We start from the raw sequence: 20,466 nt of genomic DNA on the forward strand, positions 1-20,466 counted from the left end.
CTTACTCATTCCTCAGCGCAACCACCGGATTCACGCTTGCCGAGCGATTCGCCGGAAGAGCTGCCGCTAAAGCCGCCACCAGCACCAGGCTGAATCCAGCCAACAGCATCGAGCTGGACATCCCCGTATTCATCGCTGCGAAGGTATGGGTCAGGATACGCTGTGTCACGAACGTGAGCGCCAAACCCGCCACCATTCCAAGGCCGATCAGGGTGAAAGACTGGCGTAGGACGAGCGCAATTACCTGCCAGCGTTGCGCGCCGAGAGCCATGCGAATCCCGATCTCAGTTGTCCGCTGCGTCGCGCTGAAGCTGAGCAGGCCGTAGATGCCGATCGCCGCCAGCAATAGCGCCAATCCGCCAAATAGCGTGAGGAGCCCCACCAGCAAGCGCCTTGCGGCCAACGAGTCGTTTACCAGGCTGTCGAGCGTGTGCACGTCGTAAACAGCTTCCGCAGAGTCAGCCGTCTGCACCGCCTCGGCCAGCGTAGCGCGCATGGCGTCGGGGGCAATCGTGGTTCGCACCACAAAAGCTGCTTCGTCCACCGGGTTCTGCGCCATCGGCGTATAGACGACGCCTTTGTTTTCGTCCATTTCGAGGGAGTCCCGCCGCACGTGGCCAACCACGCCGACAATCTCAACCCAGGGAGAACCGGAGCCCTGCCGAACGCGCTTTCCAACGGGACTCTGGCCAGGCCAGTAGGCGCGAGCCAGCATATCGTCGACCACGGCTACGCGCGGATGTCCCGTCCGGTCTTCCTCGGTAAACCATCGTCCGTTCAGAAGCGGAATCTGCATTGCTCGAAGGAAGTCCGGGGTCGCCTCCCGGTCATCGCTATGCGGTCCGGGATCGTTGGGCTTCTGGGGTCGATTCTCGATCTCAAAGCTCGACGACGGGTACTGCCCTTGACCAAACGGCAGCGGATAGACCGCAGCAGCCGCAACCACTCCCGGCTGCTGGCTCAGACGTGAGGTCACGTTTTGCAAAAAGTTGGCTTCTTTGGTGCCGCGATCGATGCCCGGCTGATCACGATAGTTCGAGGCATTCAAAGTCACGCTTCCTGTGAGAACACCGGTCGGACTGAATCCTGGCGCGACATTCTGAAGCTCCTTCAGGCTGGAAAGAAAAAGGCCCGCGCCCGCAACCAGCAGGAAGGCCAGCGCAATTTCGGCTGTGACCAGCGCGCTGCGAAAGCGCTGCCGCGCCGGGCCCGCAGTAGCGCTCTTGCTCTGTTCGGTCAAGCGCAGTTCCTTGTACGACCGCGCAACCTGCAGGATCGGTGCGAGGCCTGAAAGCAACGATGTGACCAGACCGAACCCCGCTGCCACCAGGACAAGTCCAAAACTGCCGTGGACAGCGAAACCCGCCGCCAGATCGTGAGGAATCGCCAGCAAAAGCAGCCTGCCAAACGCCGGCCCCGACAGCACGGCAATCAAGGTAGCTGCACCCGCAAGCAGCGCAGTCTCTGTCACGAATTGGGCCGTGATCTGCCGCAGCGATGCGCCCAGCGCGGTGCGGATTGCCAGCTCTCGTGTTCGCGTCGAGGCTCTTGCCAGCATCAGGCCTGAAATGTTGGCGCAGGCGATCAGCAGGATCATCGCGACCACCGCAAATAGGGCAACCAGCGGCTTGCGCAGGTCACCGGCGGCATCCTTGGTCCAGGGCTGGGCGAACATGCCCCACTCCGAGCTGAGCCCGAAACTGCCCGTGCCCTCGCGGCGAATCTCTTCCAGCCGCTTTTGCTCCAATGCGGCGTTCAGTTGGGCTACGTTCGCGCCCGGCCGCAGACGCAGCACCGAGTCGTACGACTCGTTGAAACGATTCGACTGGTCGTAGTCTTTCGAGGTCAGGCCAAGCGGAATCCACATCTGCTCATTGCGTGGCCAATCGAAGTCGCTGCGCATGACACCAATGACCCGATACGATTTGCCGTCCAGCAATAGCGACTTGCCGATGGCGTCAGGCTGTCCGCCAAAAAACTCCTGCCACGTAGCGTAGCTCAGCACCACCACCTGGTTGGCGCCCTTCTGGTCTTCTTCGGGAGCGTACGTGCGGCCGAGAATCGGCTTCGCGCCAAAAACCTGGAACCACCGCCAGGTCGTCATGCCCGCCCGCAAATGCTGGGTGCGTCCGGCGAAGGTGGCATTGAAGCTATTGGGCTGGACCAAAGCTCCCGATTCGACGATGGAACTCAACGAGACAGCGTCAGCAAAATCCGGCGCCGAGACGCCGATACTGGGCAGATTCAGCTGAATATACCGCGCGTGAAAGGAAGCCACCCGCGCCGGATCGTCCACCCCAGCCGGTTGCAGCAGAACCGCCTGCACCACGCTGAAAATCGCCGTATTCGCTCCCACGCCCAAAGCCAGCGTCAGAATCGTGACGATCGTAAAGGTACGCGCCCGCCAAAGCTGCCGCACGGCGTAGCGAAGATTCGCAATCACAGCATCCATGCGTTCCTCCCTTTACCTCTACGCACTGGGACAGCACGTTGTTCACCAAAAATCATTGACCTTTCCGCACAACTTGCCTGATTGATCATGAAAACAGTGTCCGTTCCCGCAAATCCACGCCCGTTTCCGGACAAGGGTACGCTTTCGCTTTCGGTTCCGCGGAAGCGTCCGACCAGCCTACGGGACACACCGAACCCGCACCTCGCGCTTTCTTTCCCATCGTGCGAAAGTTTTCGCTTATCCTCAAAGTGTCCCTGATCCTAAATTGGCCGGAATTTTTACCGGCCGTTCTTCATATCAGCACCCACTCATACGCGAAATCCCGGAGCCGTTTTTGCAAGCAGCCGCCCTCGTCATCGACGACCTGAGAGACCAATACATCCAGCAGATGGCGCTCGTCCGCCAGACCTACGACCGCACCGGCGACGGCACCGCCGCCATCCGCCGCCGCTCTTCGATCGTCGACCGCCTGCTCATCGAGCTATGGCGGCGAGCCTTCGGCGCAGACGCCAGCGCCAAAGTCAGCATGCTCGCACTCGGCGGATACGGCCGCAAAGACCTCTTCCCGTTCTCCGACATTGATGTCCTCTTTGCCTGCACCGATGACGACACGGAAAAAAACACCCGTCCCGCCATTCGAGCCCTCAACCAGGCCATGTGGGACATTGGCCTGCGCGCCAGCCCCGCCACCCGCACCCTCAAGGAATGCAGCCGCTTCGATCCCGACAACCTCGAGTTCACCCTGTCGACATTCGACCATCGCTTCCTCGCAGGCAACTTCCCTCTCTATCAAAAGCTCCACAACGAAACCTTCCCCGGCCTCGTCCTCAGCGAATGGAACGAAATCGCCCAGAAACTCGGCGAAATCGCCCGCAGCCGCCACGCCAAGTACGGCAACACCATCTTTCATCTCGAACCCAACCTGAAAGAGTGTCCGGGCGGCCTGCGTGATTTCAACCTCGCTCCCTGGTTCGCCCTCCTCTTTCACCTCAAAGAACACAAGGAATGGCCCAAACAGCGCAGCGGCGCTGGCTCCAGCGACAAAGCCTCAGCTTTAGGCTGGCAGTCCGCCCACGGTGACGCCGAAGCGGCCTTCGACTTCCTCTCCGCCGCCCGCTGTTTCCTGCACTTCCGCCACGGTCGCGACGACAACACGCTCGACTGGCAATCCCAGGATGAAGCCGCAGCCAACAGCGTCGGCCTCGAAACCCGCGGCACCGCCGACCCCGCCTACTGGATGCGCACCTACTACCGGCACGCGCGCACCATCTACCGCCGCGCCGTCCTGCTCATGGAGCACCTGCCTGCGCCCGTCAGCTTCTACAAGCAGTTCCGCAAGCGCCGCAGTCCCATCCAGGGCACCGACTTCTCGCTCGACCAGGGCCGCATCGACATTTCGCCCACGGCCCAATTTTCCGACACCGACGGTCTCCTGCGTATCTTCGCCATCATCAGCAACCACGGCTATACCCTCACCCAGGCCGCCGAAGACCGCATCACCGACGCCCTGCCCGTCCTCGCCATCCACACTCCCGAGGGGCCCTATCTCTGGAACTGCCTCCGCGAAGTCCTCCTCGGCCCCCACGCCGCCCATGCGCTGCGCACCATGCACGCCCTCGGCATTCTGGAGATGCTCATCCCCGAGTTCCACGGCATCGATGCACTCGTCATCCGCGACAGCTACCACCGCTACACAGTCGACGAACATACCTTTCTCACAATCGACAACGTCCACGCACTCCGCCGCCCCGTCGAAGATTACGAACAGCGCCTCGCCACGCTCCTTCCTGAAATCGACCGGCTCGACCTGCTCCTGCTCGCGCTTCTGCTCCACGACACCGGCAAAGCCCGCCGCAACGGCGAACACACCGCCCAAAGCGTCGAACTCGCCGACAGCTTCCTAGCCCGCCTCGACTTCGATATCGAAGAGCGAGAAATCGTCCGCAAACTCATCCGCAGCCATCTCGAAATGTCCAGCGCCCTGCGCCGCGACATCTTTGACACCGACAACGTGCACACCCTGAGCGAACGCGTCGGCTCGCCGCTGCTCCTCAAGATGCTCACCCTCATCACCTACGCGGATATCAAGGCAGTCCATCCCGACGCGCTCACTCCATGGAAAGCGGAAAACCTCTGGCAGCTCTACATGTCCACCGCCAATTTCATGGACCGCAGCGTCGACGAAGTCCGTTACCACGCCGACCTCGACCCCACGCTCCTTTACCGCATCGGAGCTATGCTTCCTGGCCCAGGCGAAGCGAAGTTTCCTACTCAGGAAAAAGCCATCCGTAAATTCCTCGAAGGCCTGCCCCAGCGCTACCTGCAAACCCGCCTGCCCGAGCAGATCCGCAACCACTTCCTGCTCGCAGCCAAAGTCGACCAGAACCAATTCGAGCCCATCCAGCTCGATCTCCGCCCGCATCGCCAGCTACTGGAGTTGACCGTCATCGCCCGCGACCGCAGCCGCCTCTTTGCCGACGTCGCCGGAACCCTGGCGGCCTGGGGCATGAATATCGTCAAAGCGGACGCCTTCGCCAACGAAGCAGGAATCATCGTCGACAGCTTCCAGTTCACCGACACCTTCCGCACCCTCGAACTCAACCCCGAGGAAAAAGACCGCTTCACAGTCAATGTCAGAGAGATTCTGTCGCTCGGAATCACTTCCTCCAAAACCCAAATCGAGCAACTGCTGGCCAACCGCCGCCAGACCCCAAGAAACGGCACCGTAAAGGTCGAAGTCCCCACACGGCTGGAATTCGACTCCGAATCCAGCAAACACAGCACCCTGCTGCAAGTAGTGGCGCAAGACACCCCCGGCCTGCTTCGCCAGATAGCCCTGGTCCTGCACAACCACGACTGCAACATCGAAGTAGCATTAGTCGACACCGAAGGCGAAACAGCAATCGACGTCTTCTACCTGACCCAATACAGCCAAAAACTAACCCCGGAAATCCAGCAAACATTAGCCCAGAACCTAAAACATGCATTAGATAAAATTCTTCCCCAGCCACAGAACCTTTAATGTCAGGTTCGCCGATTCTCGACTCATCCGGAAACGCAAAGGTTCACTGGGCAATCGTCGCCTTTCTCCCTTTTGCAGTAATTCAATTAGAGCGACATATTTGCCCCGCACGATCCGCGAGTGGCTAGGCGATTTGCAATGGTTACGTGAAGGATGTCAGACATAAGAAGGAGAAACCAGCTTCCTCGCTTCGTTATGGTTTCTGCTTCTTCACTTCCTCCAAAACATCATGAATGGCCTGGGAGATCGCTTCGGGCTTTTCTTGATGCATGCGATGGCCCGCACCGGCAATGATACGGAGTTGCGCGTACTTTGACCGGTGAGAAAGATCGACCTGAAAACTGTGCCAGGCTTCATTGATCTGGTCGCACTGCGTTTGGGTAAGCCCAGGGAAGGCGCTGCAGGGAGCCCGTTCCCCTCGCTCGAGGACGATCATGGGGACATCGTCATGCCAAGTGAGGTGTTGCTGTGGCGGGAGCAGACCTTCACGCTGAAGGCTTTCCATATCCATGTCTGAACCGGGAAACGCGGGGGAGATGGCGGCATCTCTCCACACAGCTTCTTCGTGAGAGGAGTCCACAAAGACAAAACCCGTGACGTCGGCGGGATACTGCTCCTCATAATGGCGAATGAGAACTCCCCCCGCCGAGGCCCCAACAAGAAGGTAGGGACCTGGCAGTTGCGCGGATTGGAAGAGATCGTGCATGTTCTCGACGACCTCGCTTATCGAATGATCGCCCTGAATATGATCGCTCTCACCAAAGCCAAGCGGATCGTAGCTGCACACGCGTGCAAACTCCGAGACACGCGACTGGACTAGGGACCAATCCTGATAACTACCGAGCCCTCGGCCCGTCGCCAGAATTACGGTTGGCCTTCCGTGCGATTCTCCTGTGCACTCGATGAACATCTTGTGACCTTGAGAGATCGAAACTAAATGGCCTCCCGGCACGGAACTGCTCTGCTGCGTGGTCTGCGGCCCCGGTTCTTTTGTGCAGCCATAGACAACACCAGCGTTTCCGAAGGTACAGAAGCCAAATGAGGTTAAGAGGATGAGCGAACAGGACAATACAGTCGCGGCACTCCATAGAGAAAAGGCTGCAACGCAGCTCGGGGCTACCAAAGAGATCGTTTCACCGATGGCAGATTGCCAGACCCTTCCAATTCCCGAGACCCCTTCCTTACCGGCATCCAAAAGCTGCTCCCTGAAGAGCTGTTCCATCTCATCGCCGTACCGGTAGCGAAGATTATCTGTATACAGCGGGAGCATCCGTTTATAGACCCAGCAACTTAGTTCGAGGACAAAGCTCATGCTTTACCTCCCAGTGGAAACACCTTCTTGGCCTTCGCTAAAAGAAGAACCTCGTTTTGCCTCGAAAACTCCGCGTTGAGCAGTTGCTTGCCCGCCTGCGTGAGGCGATAGTTTCGACGACGGTCTTGGCTGTCGTTCTCTACCTCTTCAATGAACGACTGGTCCGCAAGTTTTTGGATTGTGGTATAGAGGGTCGCGGGACCCATTGAGAGTTTGCCATCCGACAAGACTTTTACCTGCTGCATGATCAGGTATCCATGCTTCTCGCCGTCCGCGAGAGCAAAAAGTACGAAGAAGACCGCTGGCGAAAGCGGCAGCATCTCCTGCAAATCCTTCTTGACTGAAATTGATGGATTCATCCGTGGAACCTCTATATCGCATATAGATATATCCATTTATGATATATGTCAACTTGTTTTTGTGGAAATGGCAACCCATCCAATGCCCTGTCGAAATCTCAGGTTGCGGATAATTACCCTCCATTGGCGCATAATCAGGATGAGCGGCGTTCCGAGTCGGCCTACGCCGCCAGGGGACAAAACAAACAGAAAAAAGTGCCAAAAAACACGCAAATAATGCACTTTTGGCACCCAAATTATCCCGCAACCGAATGAAACGAATGGAGATACACGTAAAACAAGGGTACCCCCTACCCCCTCTCAATTTATTTCCTTTTTTCTTCGCCTCGAAAACTATCGCAAACGGATCTCATCGAAACCTCAACCAAACAAGTCAGCGCACAGCCTCATCCACGATCACGCGAATACCGGCAATATTCGGCATCAGCTCCTCCGGAAATCCATGCCGCTCCAGCAAATACTGCGGAGTGTTGTAAGAAACCCAAATCTTCCCTTCCGAGTCCTCCCAGACCAGAGCCTTCAGGGGCAAATCAAGCGCTAGCGTGGGCGCAGCCACCATCAGTGGCGTCCCGGCCTTGGCATTCCCAAAGATCAGCAGCTTGGTCGGCCTCATCGCTAGACCCATCGCCGCCGCTCCGCCGCTATGATCGATCCGCGCCAGCACCGGAATCCCCAGCGACTGCAATACTGTCCCCAGCCGCTCCACCGTCTCATCCACGCAGTACGGACTGCTCCGATGCACCATTCCCTTATCGGGCAACTCCACCATGACCCCTCCTTGGCAAGACACCTGTAATTTGATTCGCTTCCAATTATGATTCTGGATTATCGCGGCTGCTCCTGATATATTCGCGGAATTAATCTTCCGGCGCTTCTCCAGCAACAAGAAAGCAAGGTGCTGCCTTGAGAAATTGGCGATGGAATCTGGGTTTCTTAGCTGTTTCGGTGCTGGCAATCGTCTGCATCTCGCAAGCGCAGAACGCAGGCACTACCAAAACCATCGAAAAGCCGGCAAAGCCGCTTGACGCCTTTGCATGGCTGGTCGGCGGCGTCTGGACGGCGGACGCAACAGCGTTCGGTCCAGAAATGCTCCGCATCGAGACCAGCTATTCTCCTTCCGACAATGGCAGCTACCTCCGCTTCACCACGCACTTCGTAAGCACGCACGGAATCCTCAAGAACTATGACGGAAATATGTACTGGGACGCGGCGCGACACCAATTGCGCATGTGGTACATGAGCGCATCCGGTCAAATCACCGAATGCCCTATGACCATTGAGGGCAACCTCTGGAGGATGGAATTCGAAGGCACCAACTTCGATGACAAACCAGCCGTCCTGCAGGTTCTTGTGGAGCGGAAAACGAACGATCTGTATCACTGGTCACTCGCAGAAAAGGCCGGCGAGAGCTGGAAACCTCTCGCCGGCCTTGACTACGCCCGCAAATGATCGGCGGATTTACCCCTTCGGAGTGAGCCGAATCAGGTTCTTCGCCAGCTTCTCCCATTGCGTCAGCAAAACAACGCCGCAAGAGCTGGAGGTTTTAGCCACATGCAACTCGACCAACTCGTAGATCGACTTCTGCGCCGTGTGGTCTAGATCGTCAAACCGCTCCGCAACGAGAAATTCCTTGTGATACAGGCCCTTCTCGATGAATGCAGCCTTGTCGTCGTAAACCCACGCCAAACCGCCCGTCATGCCAGCGCCAAAGTTGATGCCCGCATCTCCAAGTACAACAACCAGGCCACCTGTCATGTATTCGCAACCGTGATCCCCAACGCCCTCAACAATCGCCAGCGCGCCCGAGTTACGAACCGCAAATCGCTCGCCAGCGCGCCCAGCGGCATACAAGGAACCAGAAGTAGCACCGTAGAGCGCCACGTTGCCGAGAATGACGTGCTTTGTGCTCTCCCGCGCCGCACGGCCTTCGCCGCGCAGAATCAACTCGCCGCCGCAGAGACCCTTGCCGACAAAGTCGTTGGCCAGTCCCTCCAGCTTGAGCGTCATTCCCGAAACCGCGAAGGCTCCGAAAGACTGCCCGGCAACACCTTTCATCTCGAACTGCAGCGAAGACCCCGACGCGGTCGGATTGTTGGTGTGGAATTGAGCAATCTGACCTGCCAGCCGCGCTCCAACGGTCCGATTTTCGTTGGTGATCGTGGTAGTCACCGAAAAAGGCTGGTTGGATTTGTAGGCCGCGAAAGCCGGTTCTACCCAGGCGTCGTCAAGCGCCGGATGTTCCTCGGGGCGGTCGTTGCGCTTGCCCTCCCAGCGAGTCGCTCCGTCCGTCATCTTTGCGACCTCGGAGGCAGCGAGAACAGGCGCGAGGTTCAGATTGCCGTCGTAACGCACCTGTTCGAGCAGATCGGTGCGTCCAGTGGCAGCAGCAAGAGAAGGCAGGCCGAGCGAGGCCAACAACTGTTGCAGTTCCCGAGCGAGTTCCTCGAAGAAGCGTACAACATGCTCCGGCTTCCCGCGGAATTTGGCGCGCAACTCAGGCTTTTGCGTCGCGATGCCGGTAGGACAGGTATTCAGGTGGCATTGGCGAGCCATATCGCAACCTAATGCGACCAGCACCGAAGTTCCGAAGGCGAACTCGTCCGCGCCGAGGAGAGCGGCGATCAGGATATCGCGAGCCGTGCGCAAACCGCCATCGGTCCGGAGACGGACGCGCCCGCGCAGGCCGTTATGAATCAGCACCTGCTGCGCCTCCGCCAGACCCAGTTCCCACGGATCGCCAGCGTACTTGATGCTCGAAAGCGCCGAAGCTCCTGTACCTCCTGTGTGCCCAGCGATCACAATGTAATCGGCATACGCCTTGGCCACGCCGGCGGCAACTGTGCCCACGCCACATTCGGAAACCAGCTTGACCCCCACGGCTGCGCGCGGGTTGACGCGCTTCAGGTCGTAGATGAGTTGCGCGAGATCTTCGATCGAATAGATATCGTGGTGCGGCGGCGGGCTGATGAGCTGCATCCCAGGCTGAGCGTGACGCAGGCGCGCGATCAACTCCGTGACCTTGTGGCCGGGGAGCTGGCCGCCCTCGCCGGGCTTGGCTCCCTGAGCGATTTTGATCTCGATCTCCTCGGCGTGAACGAGATATTCGGCGGTTACTCCGAAACGTGCGCTGGCGACTTGTTTGATCTTGTTGTTCAGCAAAGAAGGAGCGCCGTCCACTGGAGGGTAAACCGAAGGGTCTTCGCCGCCCTCGCCGGTGTTGGAGCGGCCTCCGAGCAGGTTCATAGCCTGCGTAATCGTCTGGTGTGCCTCCGGTGACAACGAACCAAAACTCATAGCCGAGGCGATGAAGTTCTTGCAGATGCTGCCAGGAGCTTCGACCGTTTCGAGGGCGAGTTCCGATCCGGCGGGGCGGATTTCCAACAAATCACGCAGGTAAGCCGGATGCTCCTCACTGGCCTGGGTGGTAAAGGCCGACCATGGCGTAAGCGCCAGAGCGGCACCCTGTTTGGTAGAACCCATGGCAGCCTGAAGGGCGCGGACGGTCTGGGGTTGCCAGGCATGCACTTCCGCCTCATCTGCCTTGCGGAAGCGAACAAAACCGTAGTCGGGCAGGTCTTTCACCGCCGCTGGAGCAATGGCTGCGACAAGCGAACCACCATCTTCAGCGGCTTCGGAAGCTTCGCGCGATTCCGAAGGCGAAGATTGTTCCCGCCACGACTGGCGAATCAGCTTCTCGATATCCTCGAATCCGATTCCGGAGAGCGGCGATGGCGTTCCGACAAAGCACTTGTCGATGATCTCGTCGGACAGGCCGATGGCGTCAAAGAGGTGAGCGCCGCGATAACTGTCCACGACACTGATCCCCATCTTGGACATGATCTTCGCCAAGCCGAGTTCCAGCGCATGAATGGTGTTCGCTTCGCCTTGTTCCGGAGTGAGCGCGCGCGCCGTTTCGAGGGCCAGCCATGGACAGACCGCTCCAGCGCCCATGCCAAGCAGCACAGCCAGATGATGAATATCGCGGCAATCACCTGCTTCGACGGCAATGCCGACCTCGGCGCGTACGCCCGCGGAGATAAGAGCGCGGTGCACTGCGCCAACCGCCATTGCCATCGGAATCGGCATGGCGGACGAAGACGCGGATCGGTCGCTGAGTAGCAGAACCTTGGCGTGATCCGCGGTAAGGTCCACGGCGCGGCGCCTCATCCGGTCGAGAGCAGCTTCGAGAGACTCGTCGTGAGAGAAGACGCAATCGATGACTTCGAGCGGCAGATCCTGCGCCAGCGGATGGTCCTTGTATTTAAGCGCCTGCATCTGCGCCAGCGAGAGCACGGGAGAACGCAGGGAAAGACCCGGCAACGGCTCGCGCGGCTCGAACAGATGAGGCCAGGGACCGAGACGCGTATGCATCTGGATTACCACCGCTTCGCGCAGAGGGTCGATGGGAGGATTGGTGACCTGCGCAAAGCGCTGGCGGAAAAATGCGTACACGGGGCGCGGAGCGCGGGCCAGCGGCGCAAGCGGCGTGTCGTCCCCCATGGACCAGACGGCCTCTTTGCCCTCGGTGGCCATGGGCGCAAGGATCATGCGCACCTCTTCGCGGGTGTACCCGAAGCGGTGCTGCAGCCGGTTCAGTTCGACTGGATCTAGAGCTTCCGTGGTTTCTTCGACAACAACCAGCGGAGTATCGCGCTGTATCAGGTCCTGGTAACGGTTGTTCTGATCGAAGCGGGTGAGAAGTTCTTCGTTTTCAAGGAACTCGTGGGTTTCGAGATCGACGAGGATCATCTGGCCCGGACCGAGGCGTCCAGAGTGAATGACGCGCTCAGGGTCCATATCGACAAGACCGGCTTCCGAGCCGGCTACGACGAGGCCGTCTTCATCGACGGCAAAGCGACAGGGGCGCAGGCCGTTGCGATCCAGAATGGCTCCGACCTGGCGGCCGTCCGCGAAGGAAAGCGCAGCGGGACCATCCCAGGGTTCAACGCAGTCGCCCGTGTATTGCAAAAAGGAGGATGTATTGCCGTGGTTGGCGGGCGGCACAAGCATACGCAGAGCCTCGGCGACGGTGCGGCCATTCTGCGCGAGTAGTTCAACGACTTCGTCCAGCGACGAAGAGTCCGAGCCGCCGATGGTCAGGACCGGGTGCAGGTCAAGAGGCAAAGTGTCAGCGCGGGCCTCCATGCGGGAGCGATTGCCCCAAATCGTGTTGATCTCACCGTTGTGGGCGAGGGTGCGGCAGGGCTGAGCGCGATCCCAGCTTGGCAGTACGTTGGTGGCGTAGCGTTGATGAAAGACGGCGAAGGGCGTCAGGAAGCCCGGGTCCGCTAGATCCGGATAGAACTCGGGCAGGAGCCGACCGGCACAAAGCGCCTTGTAGACAATGGTCGTCGACGAAATAGACACGACGTAACCGGGGAGGGCGGAGCGCTCAAACTGCTTGCGGGCGAGATACAAACGGCGGTCGAAGTCCGCAGCATCCTCTGACGTAACAAGAACGTGCCATATATCCGGCAACGTGGAGGCGGCGATCGAGCCTAAAATCTGCGGACAAATCGGCACGGGACGCCAGGCCAAAAGCGCGATCTGCTGGGCTGCGAGCGCCGATTCGAGTTCTGTACGCGAGGCCAGGGACTCGCCTTCGAGAAAAACGACAGCGACGCCGAGAGGCTTGTCGTGATCGAGTTCGATTCCGAGCGGCAGGAGAAGCAGATCGCGCGGGATTGCAGTCATGACGCCGACCCCGTCGCTCGACTTGCCGTCCGCGGCGACGGCTCCGCGGTGTTCGAGCCGGGCCAAAGCCGTCAAGGCGTGTTCCAGAATTGCGTGCGAGGGCTCACCGGAAAGTTGAGCCACGAATCCCACGCCGCAGGAATCCTGGTCAAAACGGGAGTCAAGAAGGTTCGGAAAAGAATCCAACTGACGCGCGAGATTCAATTCCTGAGACGGATTGCTACGGTTATCGGAATGAAGGCGGAGGCGATCCATACGTAACTATACGACCTCTTGAAACGAGAAATCTACTTAGGAAATTGACAAAGACGCAAAGCATCTGCAAAAGACACCACCGCGCCGAAGTGACCCGAAGGCCGACAGGGAGTAAATTCAAAATGCCGTTAAGATTTTGCGAAACCGCTTTGCATATTTATACAAACTACCGTATATTTATGCAAGCGCGGTCCTCGAAATGGGGCCGCGCTTTCGATTTGCCGGTCCAAAGCGGCTGGCTTCAGGGAAGTCGATCGCGAAATGAAGCAGGAACGTCACAATGCGATTCGGGAGTTAGTCGGCAACTCTCTCATCCAGAGCCAGGACGATCTGCGGCGCAAGCTGCGACGCCGGGGCTTTGCCGTCACACAGGCGACACTTTCCCGCGACATGCATGAGATGCATCTATTCAAAGGGCCTGCGGGGTATCGTCTTTCAAATGGAAATGGGAACGGCGAAGTTAGCGCGGTGGCGGAGGAAGAAAACGATGGACCTCCCAGCGTTGCGAATGTAATGGAAACATTTGGATTGCGCTGCCGGCAGGCGATGAATCAAGTGGTGATTGGTACAGTGATGGGAGGGGCGCAACCGGTAGCGGCCGCCCTGGATAACGAGTTGTGGCCGGAAGTAGTTGGCACCATTGCGGGAGACGACACTGTGTTGGTGATTTGCCCGGACTTGCGCCGGGCAGCGGAAGTCCACGCAAGATTGCGAAAGATACTGGAAGGGTAAAGCGGTTGAAATGAGCAAAGCGGTACATACGGCAGTTGTCGGCGTGACGGGATATGCGGGAGCAGAGTTAGCCCGGTTGCTGGTGCGGCATCCCAGACTTAAGGGCGCCATGCCGGTATTTGCGGGACGTGTCGATGAACAGGATCAGGCACGCGGCGGAATCCCGCTTGGAGAAATTCATCCGCAGTTAATGGATAGCTATGAGACTGGATCGCTACGGGTGCAGCCGTTTTCCTGGGAACTGCTGGAGGATCTGGGAGTTGAGGTTGTATTCCTGGCGACTCCGCACGAGCTTTCGCGGGAAGTGGCTCCGGAGGCGCGCAAACGCGGTTTCCGGGTGATCGATCTGAGCGGAGCCTGGCGGCTTGAAGAAGCTGCGAATCGATCTGTCTACAAGTTTGAGGATGAGGGTTCGACAACGGCGTTGCATACGCAATTGGAGGCGGTTTACGGAATGCCGGAGCTGCACCGGGCGGAGATTCGCGGAGCTGGATTGGTGGCGAATCCGGGATGTTACGCAACTTCGGTGATTCTGGCGCTGAAACCGCTTCTGGAGGCGGGATTGGTCGATTTGAACCATGGCATTGTCTGCGATTCAAAGAGTGGCGTCAGTGGCGCGGGCAAGGCACCGTCCGCAAAGACTCACTTTATGTATGCCGCGGATAATTTGTCTGCTTACGGGGTGTTTACCCATCGTCATACCGGCGAGTTACTGGAGCAGTTGGGCGTAGATGCGGAGGCTTTGACCTTTACGCCGCATCTGTTGCCGATTCCCAGGGGCATTCTTTCGACGATCTATGTGCGGTTTGTTGAATCGCAGACAAATGATGCGATCGAGAAATGCTACCGGGATTTCTATCACGGAAGTCCGCTTGTTCGGCTCTTTGGAACGACATTGCCGCAGATTCAGTATTCCGTTCGTACCAACTACGCGGACATTGGCTTCAACATTGCGAAAGACGGGCGTCGGGCGGTGATTGTGAGTTGCCTGGACAACCTGCTCAAGGGCGCTGCAGGGCAGGCGGTGCAGAATCTCAATGTAATGCAGGGCTGGGGCGAGGCGGAGGGTCTGGAATGAAGTATGTCATCAAGCTCGGTGGAGCGGGCCTCGAAAACCCAACGCTTTTGCAGGGATGCGTACGCGCGATTGCGAACCTGGTGCAGGATGGCAACCAGGTGGCGGTGGTGCATGGCGGGGGAATTCAACTTACCAAGACTCTTGCTCAGCTAGGCAAGAAGAGCGAATTCATCAACGGACTGCGAGTTACAGATGCCGAGACGCGCGACACGGCGTTGATGGTCTTTGCAGGTCGCGTGAACAAAGGGCTGGTGGCGGCGCTGGGTTCCGTTGGGCAGCCTGCGATTGGGCTTTCGGGCGGCGACGGGCTGATGTTTCGCGCACGCAAGAAGCGCACGGAACCGGATCTTGGATACGTAGGCGAGATTGCCGCGAGCGATCCTCGGTGGATTGAGGCTATCTGGCAGTTGCAGGGCGTGCCGGTGATTTCCTCCATGGCGCTGGGCTTTGACGGCGAGTACTACAACATCAATGCCGATGAGATGGCCGCGGCTTGCGCCACAGCTTGCCGCGCGGACGCATTAGTATTTCTGACCGATGTGCCTGGGGTGCGCGGAGCCAGCGGCGAAGTGATGCGTTGGTTGAGCATCGACCAGATTGCCGAGATGGCGAAGAGCGCCGTGATCTCCGGTGGAATGCTGCCGAAGCTGAGTGCTTGCCGTGAGGCGCTGTTGCATGGGGTGAAGCGAGTGCGCATTTTGCCGGCGGAAGCTGCTCAAGTCCTGCCTGATTTGTGTACGTCACGAGTTGCCGAAGGAACGGAAGTGATGGTGGCTTAGCGGCCTCCTGAGGAGAGGAATTAGATATGAAGCTGGATACGATTCGCGCTGCCGAGGCGCGACTTTTACTTTCGACCTACGAACGTAATCCCCTGCTCTTTGAACGCGGCGAGGGTGTTCATCTAATTGACGAAAATGGAGCACGCTATCTGGACCTGTTGAGCGGCATTGGCGTAAATGCGCTGGGATATGGCCATCCTGCGATTGAGGAAGCGGTTGCACGCCAGAGCCGTGCGCTGATCCATACGTCGAATCTCTATTTTCATGAGGGACAGGCGGAGCTTGCGCTGCGGCTAACGGAGCGGACCGGAATGGATCGCGTTTTCTTCGCGAATACTGGCACCGAGGCATGGGAAGCAGCGATGAAACTGGCTCGGGCTCATGCCGGGCTGTTGCGCTCGGAAGGCAAGACGATCGGGACGAAGTTTCTGGCGCTGGAACATAGTTTTCATGGGCGTACTTTTGGATCGGTTTCGACGACTCACAAGGCTAAGTATCGTGAACCATTTGGACCGGTCGTGCCGGGCGTGGAGTTTGTTCGCTTCAACCATGTAGCGGACCTGCGGGCGAAATTCTCGAATGAGGTTTGCGCGGTTCTGATGGAGTCAATTCAGGGTGAGGGCGGGATTCGGCCTCTGACGCAGGAATTCTTTAACGCCGCACGCGAATTGACGGCGTCGACTGGCGCACTGCTCATCGTGGACGAAATCCAGGCGGGAATGGGGCGTACTGGCAAGTGGTGCGGGTATCAGCACTACGGGATTCGCCCGGATATTACTACGCTGGCAAAGCCTCTCGCAGGCGGCATCCCGCTCGGCGCGACGCTCTGCACTGAAGAGGTTGCGCGAGCAATTCATCCCGGCATGCATGGGACAACTTTTGGTGGAGGACCGCTGGCTTGCGCAGTTGCCATTGCGGTAATCGACACGATCGAGCGCGAAGGGTTGCTGGAGCATGTGATCGAGGTGGGTGACTACTTTCAGGAACAACTGAAAGGGCTTGCCAACAAACACGGCGCGATTGTCGACGTGCGCGGCAAGGGACTTATGCTTGCGGCTGAGCTGGATTCGGCGGATCTCGCGAAGTTAGTGGTGAAAGAAATGCTGCAACGGAAGATTCTCATCAACTGCACCAGCGACACGGTGCTTCGCTTCCTGCCGCCTTTCATTCTTCAGAAAGAACATGTGGACCAGGCCATCGCGGCTCTGGATGAGATTCTCAAGGAGCACGCCAGCAGCATTGCTGTGGGCGAGGCGGCCGATCACGTGGGAGGACAGGTCCGTGGCTAGCAAGGCATTTGTGGAGCGGCAGATGGCCGCCATTCCCGTAGAGCAGGATCAGGACATACTGACGGCCGCAGCGCGACTCGCGGGCGAAGACATGTGCTCGATCAACGATCTTTCCAGCGCCGAAGTCAGGGCGATTTTGAAGCTTGGCCATGATGTGAAGCGCAATCCGCGCGAGTACAGGCACGCGCTGGACGCGAAGCAGATGGTGCTGATGTTTGAGAAGGCCAGTCTGCGCACGCGGTTGAGCTTTGAGACAGGCATCAACACGATGGGCGGCAATGCCATCTTCGTGGATCAGACAAACTCTCCGCTCGGTGAGCGCGAGTCGATTGCGGACGTGGCGCGCAATGTGGAGCGCTGGGTGGATGTGATCGTGTTGCGGACGTATGCGCATGACACGATCACCGAGATGGCGGCGCACTCGCGCGTGCCGGTGGTTAACGCGCTCTCGGACTTTGAGCATCCGTGCCAGGCGCTGGCGGATTTTATGACCCTTGAGGAGCATTTCGGCACGGTTCGCGGCATGAACTTCACCTACGTTGGCGACGGGAACAACGTCTGCCATTCGTTGATGCTTACGGGCGCGCAACTGGGGGCGAACGTGACCGTCGCCACGCCACGCGGATACTCGCCGGATATCGAGATTGTTACGCTGGCGCGCGAAAAGGCGGAAGCGAATGGATGTGAGATTCGGCTGACGCAAGACCCGCAGGCCGGAGCGGAAAACGCAGATGCAGTCTATACCGATGTTTGCGTCAGCATGGGCTTTGAGCACGAGTCGACCAAGCGGGCGCCGATCTTCCGGCCGTTTCAGGTGAATGAAGCTCTTATGTCCCGGGCCGCTGGTCATGCGGTGTTTATGCATTGCCTTCCGGCACGCCGCAATGCGGAAGTCACGGACGCGGTGCTTGATGGGCCGCAGTCGATTGTCTTCGATCAGGCAGAGAATCGAATGCATGCACAAAAGGCGCTGCTGCTGTTACTGCTGGGAGGCCTCTCAAACACTGCCAGCTTTACCCAGAATGCGTAAGCTGTTCTTGACCATGCCAGAAGCGTCGGAAATATAGATCGACCGAATGGAAGGCGAAGGAATCAAAGAATTATCATGTCTAGCGAACAAAATGCTACAAAGATGTGGTCAGGCCGCTTTCGAGAGCCTCTCGACGCGGAATTCGAAGCATGGCAGCGATCGATTGTCTTTGACTGGCAGCTACTGCAAGAAGAAGTAGCTGCCAGTAAGGCTCATGCGTCGGCAATTGCCGCGGCAGGCATATTGAACAGCGACGAGCTCTATCATCTGCGAGCGATCCTCGACGACATTGCGGCAGAATATGCCAGTCCCGAGAACGCAGCGAAGGTGCGTGATCATGCGACAGCCGAGGACATTCATCACTTTGTTGAGATTGCCCTTACTGAGCGGCTCGGCTCCCTGGCGCTGAAGCTACATACGGGGCGTAGCCGCAACGAGCAGATTGCAACGGATCTGCGGCTGTATGTTCGTGGGCAGATAGAAGGGACTGTCGCTGCTCTTGGCGATTGGGCATTGGCGCTGGTCGCAAAAGCGAAAGCTGCGGGCGATGCGGTCATGCCGAGCTACACGCATTTGCAGCGCGCGGAGCCGGTGCTGGTGGCGCATTGGCTACTGGCGTATGCGCAAATGTTGCTGCGTGATATCAGCCGCCTGCACGATTGCGCAGCGCGATTGAATTACTGCCCCCTGGGTTCAGGTGCGGTCGCCGGCGCAACGCTCAAACTTGACCGCTGGATTGCGGCGAAAGAGCTTGATTTTACTGCGCCGACTGCAAACAGCATGGATGCTACGAGCGATCGCGACTTTGTACTGGAATACTTGCAGGCGTTGACGTTTGTTGGACTTCATGCCAGCCGGTTTGCGGAAGAGATCACTCTGTTTGCTACAGCAGAGTTTGGATTTGTGCAGTTGCCAGAGGCTTTTTCGACGGGATCGAGCGCAATGCCGCAGAAGAAGAATCCGGATTTGACCGAGTTGGTGCGGGCCAAGGTCGGCCGCATTCATGGCGCTGCGGCTGCCGTAACGCTACAGTTGAAGGGATTGCCGCTGGCCTACAACAAGGACATGCAGGAGACGCAGGAACCGGCCTTTGCCGTGCGTGGAACGGCGCAGATGCTGGGGTTGCTGGCCCGGTTCACGAGCGCACTTGAGTTCAATGCGGGGCGCATGCAGGAGGCTGCCGAGAATGGCTACCTAAATGCGATGGCGGCGGCCACCTACCTGGTGCACAAGGGAGTTCCCTTCCGTAAGGCACATGAGAAGATCGGGAACGCTGTGCGGTTCGGCCTTGAAAAAGGCTTGGAATTGAATGGGCTTACGCTGGAGGAACTGCGTCAGTTTGGCGAAGAGTTTGAAGTCGATTTCTATGATGCGATCACTTTGGAAGCTACGCTGGATTGCCACGATGTAATCGGCGGAACCGCGCGAAACCAGGTTCGAGAAGCGGTCATTGCCGCAGAGGAGCGCATTCAATCGGTCTTGCATAGCGGTGCGCGGACGGGCAGACAGGAGGCGGTTCATGCTGGTGCGTAAGGCGCGCCTTCAGGACGCTTCGGACGTCTTTGAATTGGTGAACAGTCTCAGCGGCGATGGCACTCTTCTTAAGCGCCAGTTTGCCGAGATATGCGAGAATATCCGCGATTTTACGGTTGCAGAGTCGGATACGGGCGTGTTTCTCGGCTGCGGCGCGCTGCATCTTTATGGACCGCATCTGGCTGAGGTGCGGTCGATTGTCATGAAGCCCGGCGCGAAGGGACGCGGTGCGGGCGGGCGTGTGCTGAAGGCTCTTATCGAAGAGGCCGAAGAACATGGGATTCAGTCTGTGTGCCTTTTCACGCGCATTCCGGATTTCTTTTTCAAGTACGGATTCCGGACCGTCGAGGATAAGGCGGATCTGCCGGATAAGGTCTTCAAGGACTGCCAAACCTGTCCTCGTTTGCATCGATGCGATGAGGTTGCGATGGTACGAGGCAAGATTCCAAAGATATCGATCCTGGGGCCGAAGCAGGAAGCACGGGAACTGGTGCGGCTGGGTTGAAGCAGCTCCTAACTTCCAGCCCGCCTAGCTATCTGCGAAGAAATGCCTGAACGAGTGCGGTCCATTCGTCGCCTAGTTGAATTCGGTAGTAAGTGCGGCCTGCGCGGCGATACCAATAGTCGGCGTTCCATTGCTCCCCTTCTTTTCGGTGGAGATAGGCATGAACTGCCATTCCTTCTGTGGTTTCGAGTTCGTCGACGAGTTGATGCGCACGGGACCAATCCCCTTTCTTATCCCACCAGAGAGCTTCGAGGGGCGCGGATAGGTCTGCCGGGGGTATGTCGTTGTTTATGCTGGCTTGGAAGGCGACGATATTCATTGCGGGTAATTCCTCGTTGGGAGTGTAACGCCGCCAAAGGCCGATCGGCGGTTATTCCCGTGGTCCGAACGATTCCAAGTCATTTGCGTCTTCGGGTTCTTACCGGA

Annotated in this window: 15 protein-coding genes; 9 read left to right on the forward strand and 6 right to left on the reverse strand. The window is 58.3% G+C overall.

What is annotated here, in order from left to right:
* Position 1: 1 nt before the first annotated feature.
* On the reverse strand, positions 2–2,452 hold the full coding sequence (locus OHL23_RS27820) for an ABC transporter permease (RefSeq protein ID WP_263355357.1): 2,451 nt from the start codon (positions 2,450–2,452) through the stop codon (positions 2–4).
* 334 nt (positions 2,453–2,786) lie between these two features.
* Between OHL23_RS27820 and OHL23_RS27825 the strand changes: the two genes are divergently transcribed.
* Complete coding sequence (locus tag OHL23_RS27825; protein WP_263355358.1) at positions 2,787–5,474, forward strand: [protein-PII] uridylyltransferase family protein; 2,688 nt, start codon at positions 2,787–2,789, stop codon at positions 5,472–5,474.
* Between the two features lie 193 nt (positions 5,475–5,667).
* Here the strand turns inward: OHL23_RS27825 and OHL23_RS27830 are convergent, their stop codons facing one another.
* The 3 genes from OHL23_RS27830 to OHL23_RS27840 all read right to left on the reverse strand — a co-directional run bounded on the left by OHL23_RS27830 (position 5,668) and on the right by OHL23_RS27840 (position 7,914).
* On the reverse strand, positions 5,668–6,786 hold the full coding sequence (locus OHL23_RS27830) for an alpha/beta fold hydrolase (protein WP_263355359.1): 1,119 nt from the start codon (positions 6,784–6,786) through the stop codon (positions 5,668–5,670).
* On the reverse strand, positions 6,783–7,145 hold the full coding sequence (locus tag OHL23_RS27835; protein WP_263355360.1) for a PadR family transcriptional regulator: 363 nt from the start codon (positions 7,143–7,145) through the stop codon (positions 6,783–6,785). Before OHL23_RS27835 ends, OHL23_RS27830 begins: the two co-directional genes overlap by 4 nt.
* A gap of 373 nt (positions 7,146–7,518) precedes the next feature.
* Positions 7,519–7,914 carry a DUF302 domain-containing protein gene (locus tag OHL23_RS27840; RefSeq protein ID WP_263355361.1) on the reverse strand — a complete coding sequence of 132 codons (396 nt, stop codon included), beginning with the start codon at positions 7,912–7,914 and terminating at the stop codon, positions 7,519–7,521.
* A 134-nt stretch (positions 7,915–8,048) separates the two neighbouring features.
* Here OHL23_RS27840 and OHL23_RS27845 point away from each other — a divergent pair, with 134 nt between their 5' ends.
* Entirely contained in the window at positions 8,049–8,594 is a 546-nt protein-coding gene (locus tag OHL23_RS27845) for a hypothetical protein (RefSeq protein WP_263355362.1), read from the forward strand.
* A 9-nt stretch (positions 8,595–8,603) separates the two neighbouring features.
* On the opposite strand, the gene gltB is transcribed toward OHL23_RS27845, so the two are convergent.
* Entirely contained in the window at positions 8,604–13,094 is a 4,491-nt protein-coding gene (gene gltB, locus OHL23_RS27850) for a glutamate synthase large subunit (protein ID WP_263355363.1), read from the reverse strand.
* 261 nt (positions 13,095–13,355) lie between these two features.
* On the opposite strand from gltB, the gene OHL23_RS27855 reads away from it, so the two are divergent.
* The 7 genes from OHL23_RS27855 to OHL23_RS27885 all read left to right on the forward strand — a co-directional run bounded on the left by OHL23_RS27855 (position 13,356) and on the right by OHL23_RS27885 (position 20,040).
* Positions 13,356–13,826, forward strand: a complete 471-nt coding sequence (locus OHL23_RS27855) for an arginine repressor (RefSeq protein ID WP_263355364.1) — start codon at positions 13,356–13,358, stop codon at positions 13,824–13,826.
* A gap of 10 nt (positions 13,827–13,836) precedes the next feature.
* Entirely contained in the window at positions 13,837–14,904 is a 1,068-nt protein-coding gene (argC, locus tag OHL23_RS27860) for an N-acetyl-gamma-glutamyl-phosphate reductase (RefSeq protein WP_263355365.1), read from the forward strand.
* Positions 14,901–15,683 carry an acetylglutamate kinase gene (gene argB / locus OHL23_RS27865; RefSeq protein ID WP_263355366.1) on the forward strand — a complete coding sequence of 261 codons (783 nt, stop codon included), beginning with the start codon at positions 14,901–14,903 and terminating at the stop codon, positions 15,681–15,683. The genes argC and argB overlap by 4 nt, the downstream gene beginning before the upstream one ends.
* A 26-nt stretch (positions 15,684–15,709) precedes the next feature.
* Positions 15,710–16,972, forward strand: a complete 1,263-nt coding sequence (locus OHL23_RS27870; RefSeq protein ID WP_263355367.1) for an aspartate aminotransferase family protein — start codon at positions 15,710–15,712, stop codon at positions 16,970–16,972.
* 22 nt (positions 16,973–16,994) lie between these two features.
* The gene (argF, locus tag OHL23_RS27875) at positions 16,995–18,002 is read left to right on the forward strand and encodes an ornithine carbamoyltransferase (protein ID WP_263355412.1); all 1,008 of its coding nucleotides are present in this window, start codon (positions 16,995–16,997) and stop codon (positions 18,000–18,002) included.
* A 75-nt stretch (positions 18,003–18,077) separates the two neighbouring features.
* Positions 18,078–19,535: an argininosuccinate lyase gene (argH, locus tag OHL23_RS27880; protein WP_263355368.1), complete on the forward strand. Its 1,458-nt coding sequence runs from the start codon at positions 18,078–18,080 to the stop codon at positions 19,533–19,535.
* Positions 19,522–20,040: a GNAT family N-acetyltransferase gene (locus tag OHL23_RS27885; RefSeq protein ID WP_263355369.1), complete on the forward strand. Its 519-nt coding sequence runs from the start codon at positions 19,522–19,524 to the stop codon at positions 20,038–20,040. Before argH ends, OHL23_RS27885 begins: the two co-directional genes overlap by 14 nt.
* Positions 20,041–20,068: 28 nt before the next feature.
* Here the strand turns inward: OHL23_RS27885 and OHL23_RS27890 are convergent, their stop codons facing one another.
* Positions 20,069–20,359, reverse strand: a complete 291-nt coding sequence (locus OHL23_RS27890) for a hypothetical protein (RefSeq protein WP_263355370.1) — start codon at positions 20,357–20,359, stop codon at positions 20,069–20,071.
* Positions 20,360–20,466: the final 107 nt, after the last annotated feature.

This window comes from Acidicapsa acidisoli, assembly GCF_025685625.1.
In the GTDB taxonomy this organism is placed as follows: domain Bacteria; phylum Acidobacteriota; class Terriglobia; order Terriglobales; family Acidobacteriaceae; genus Acidicapsa; species Acidicapsa acidisoli.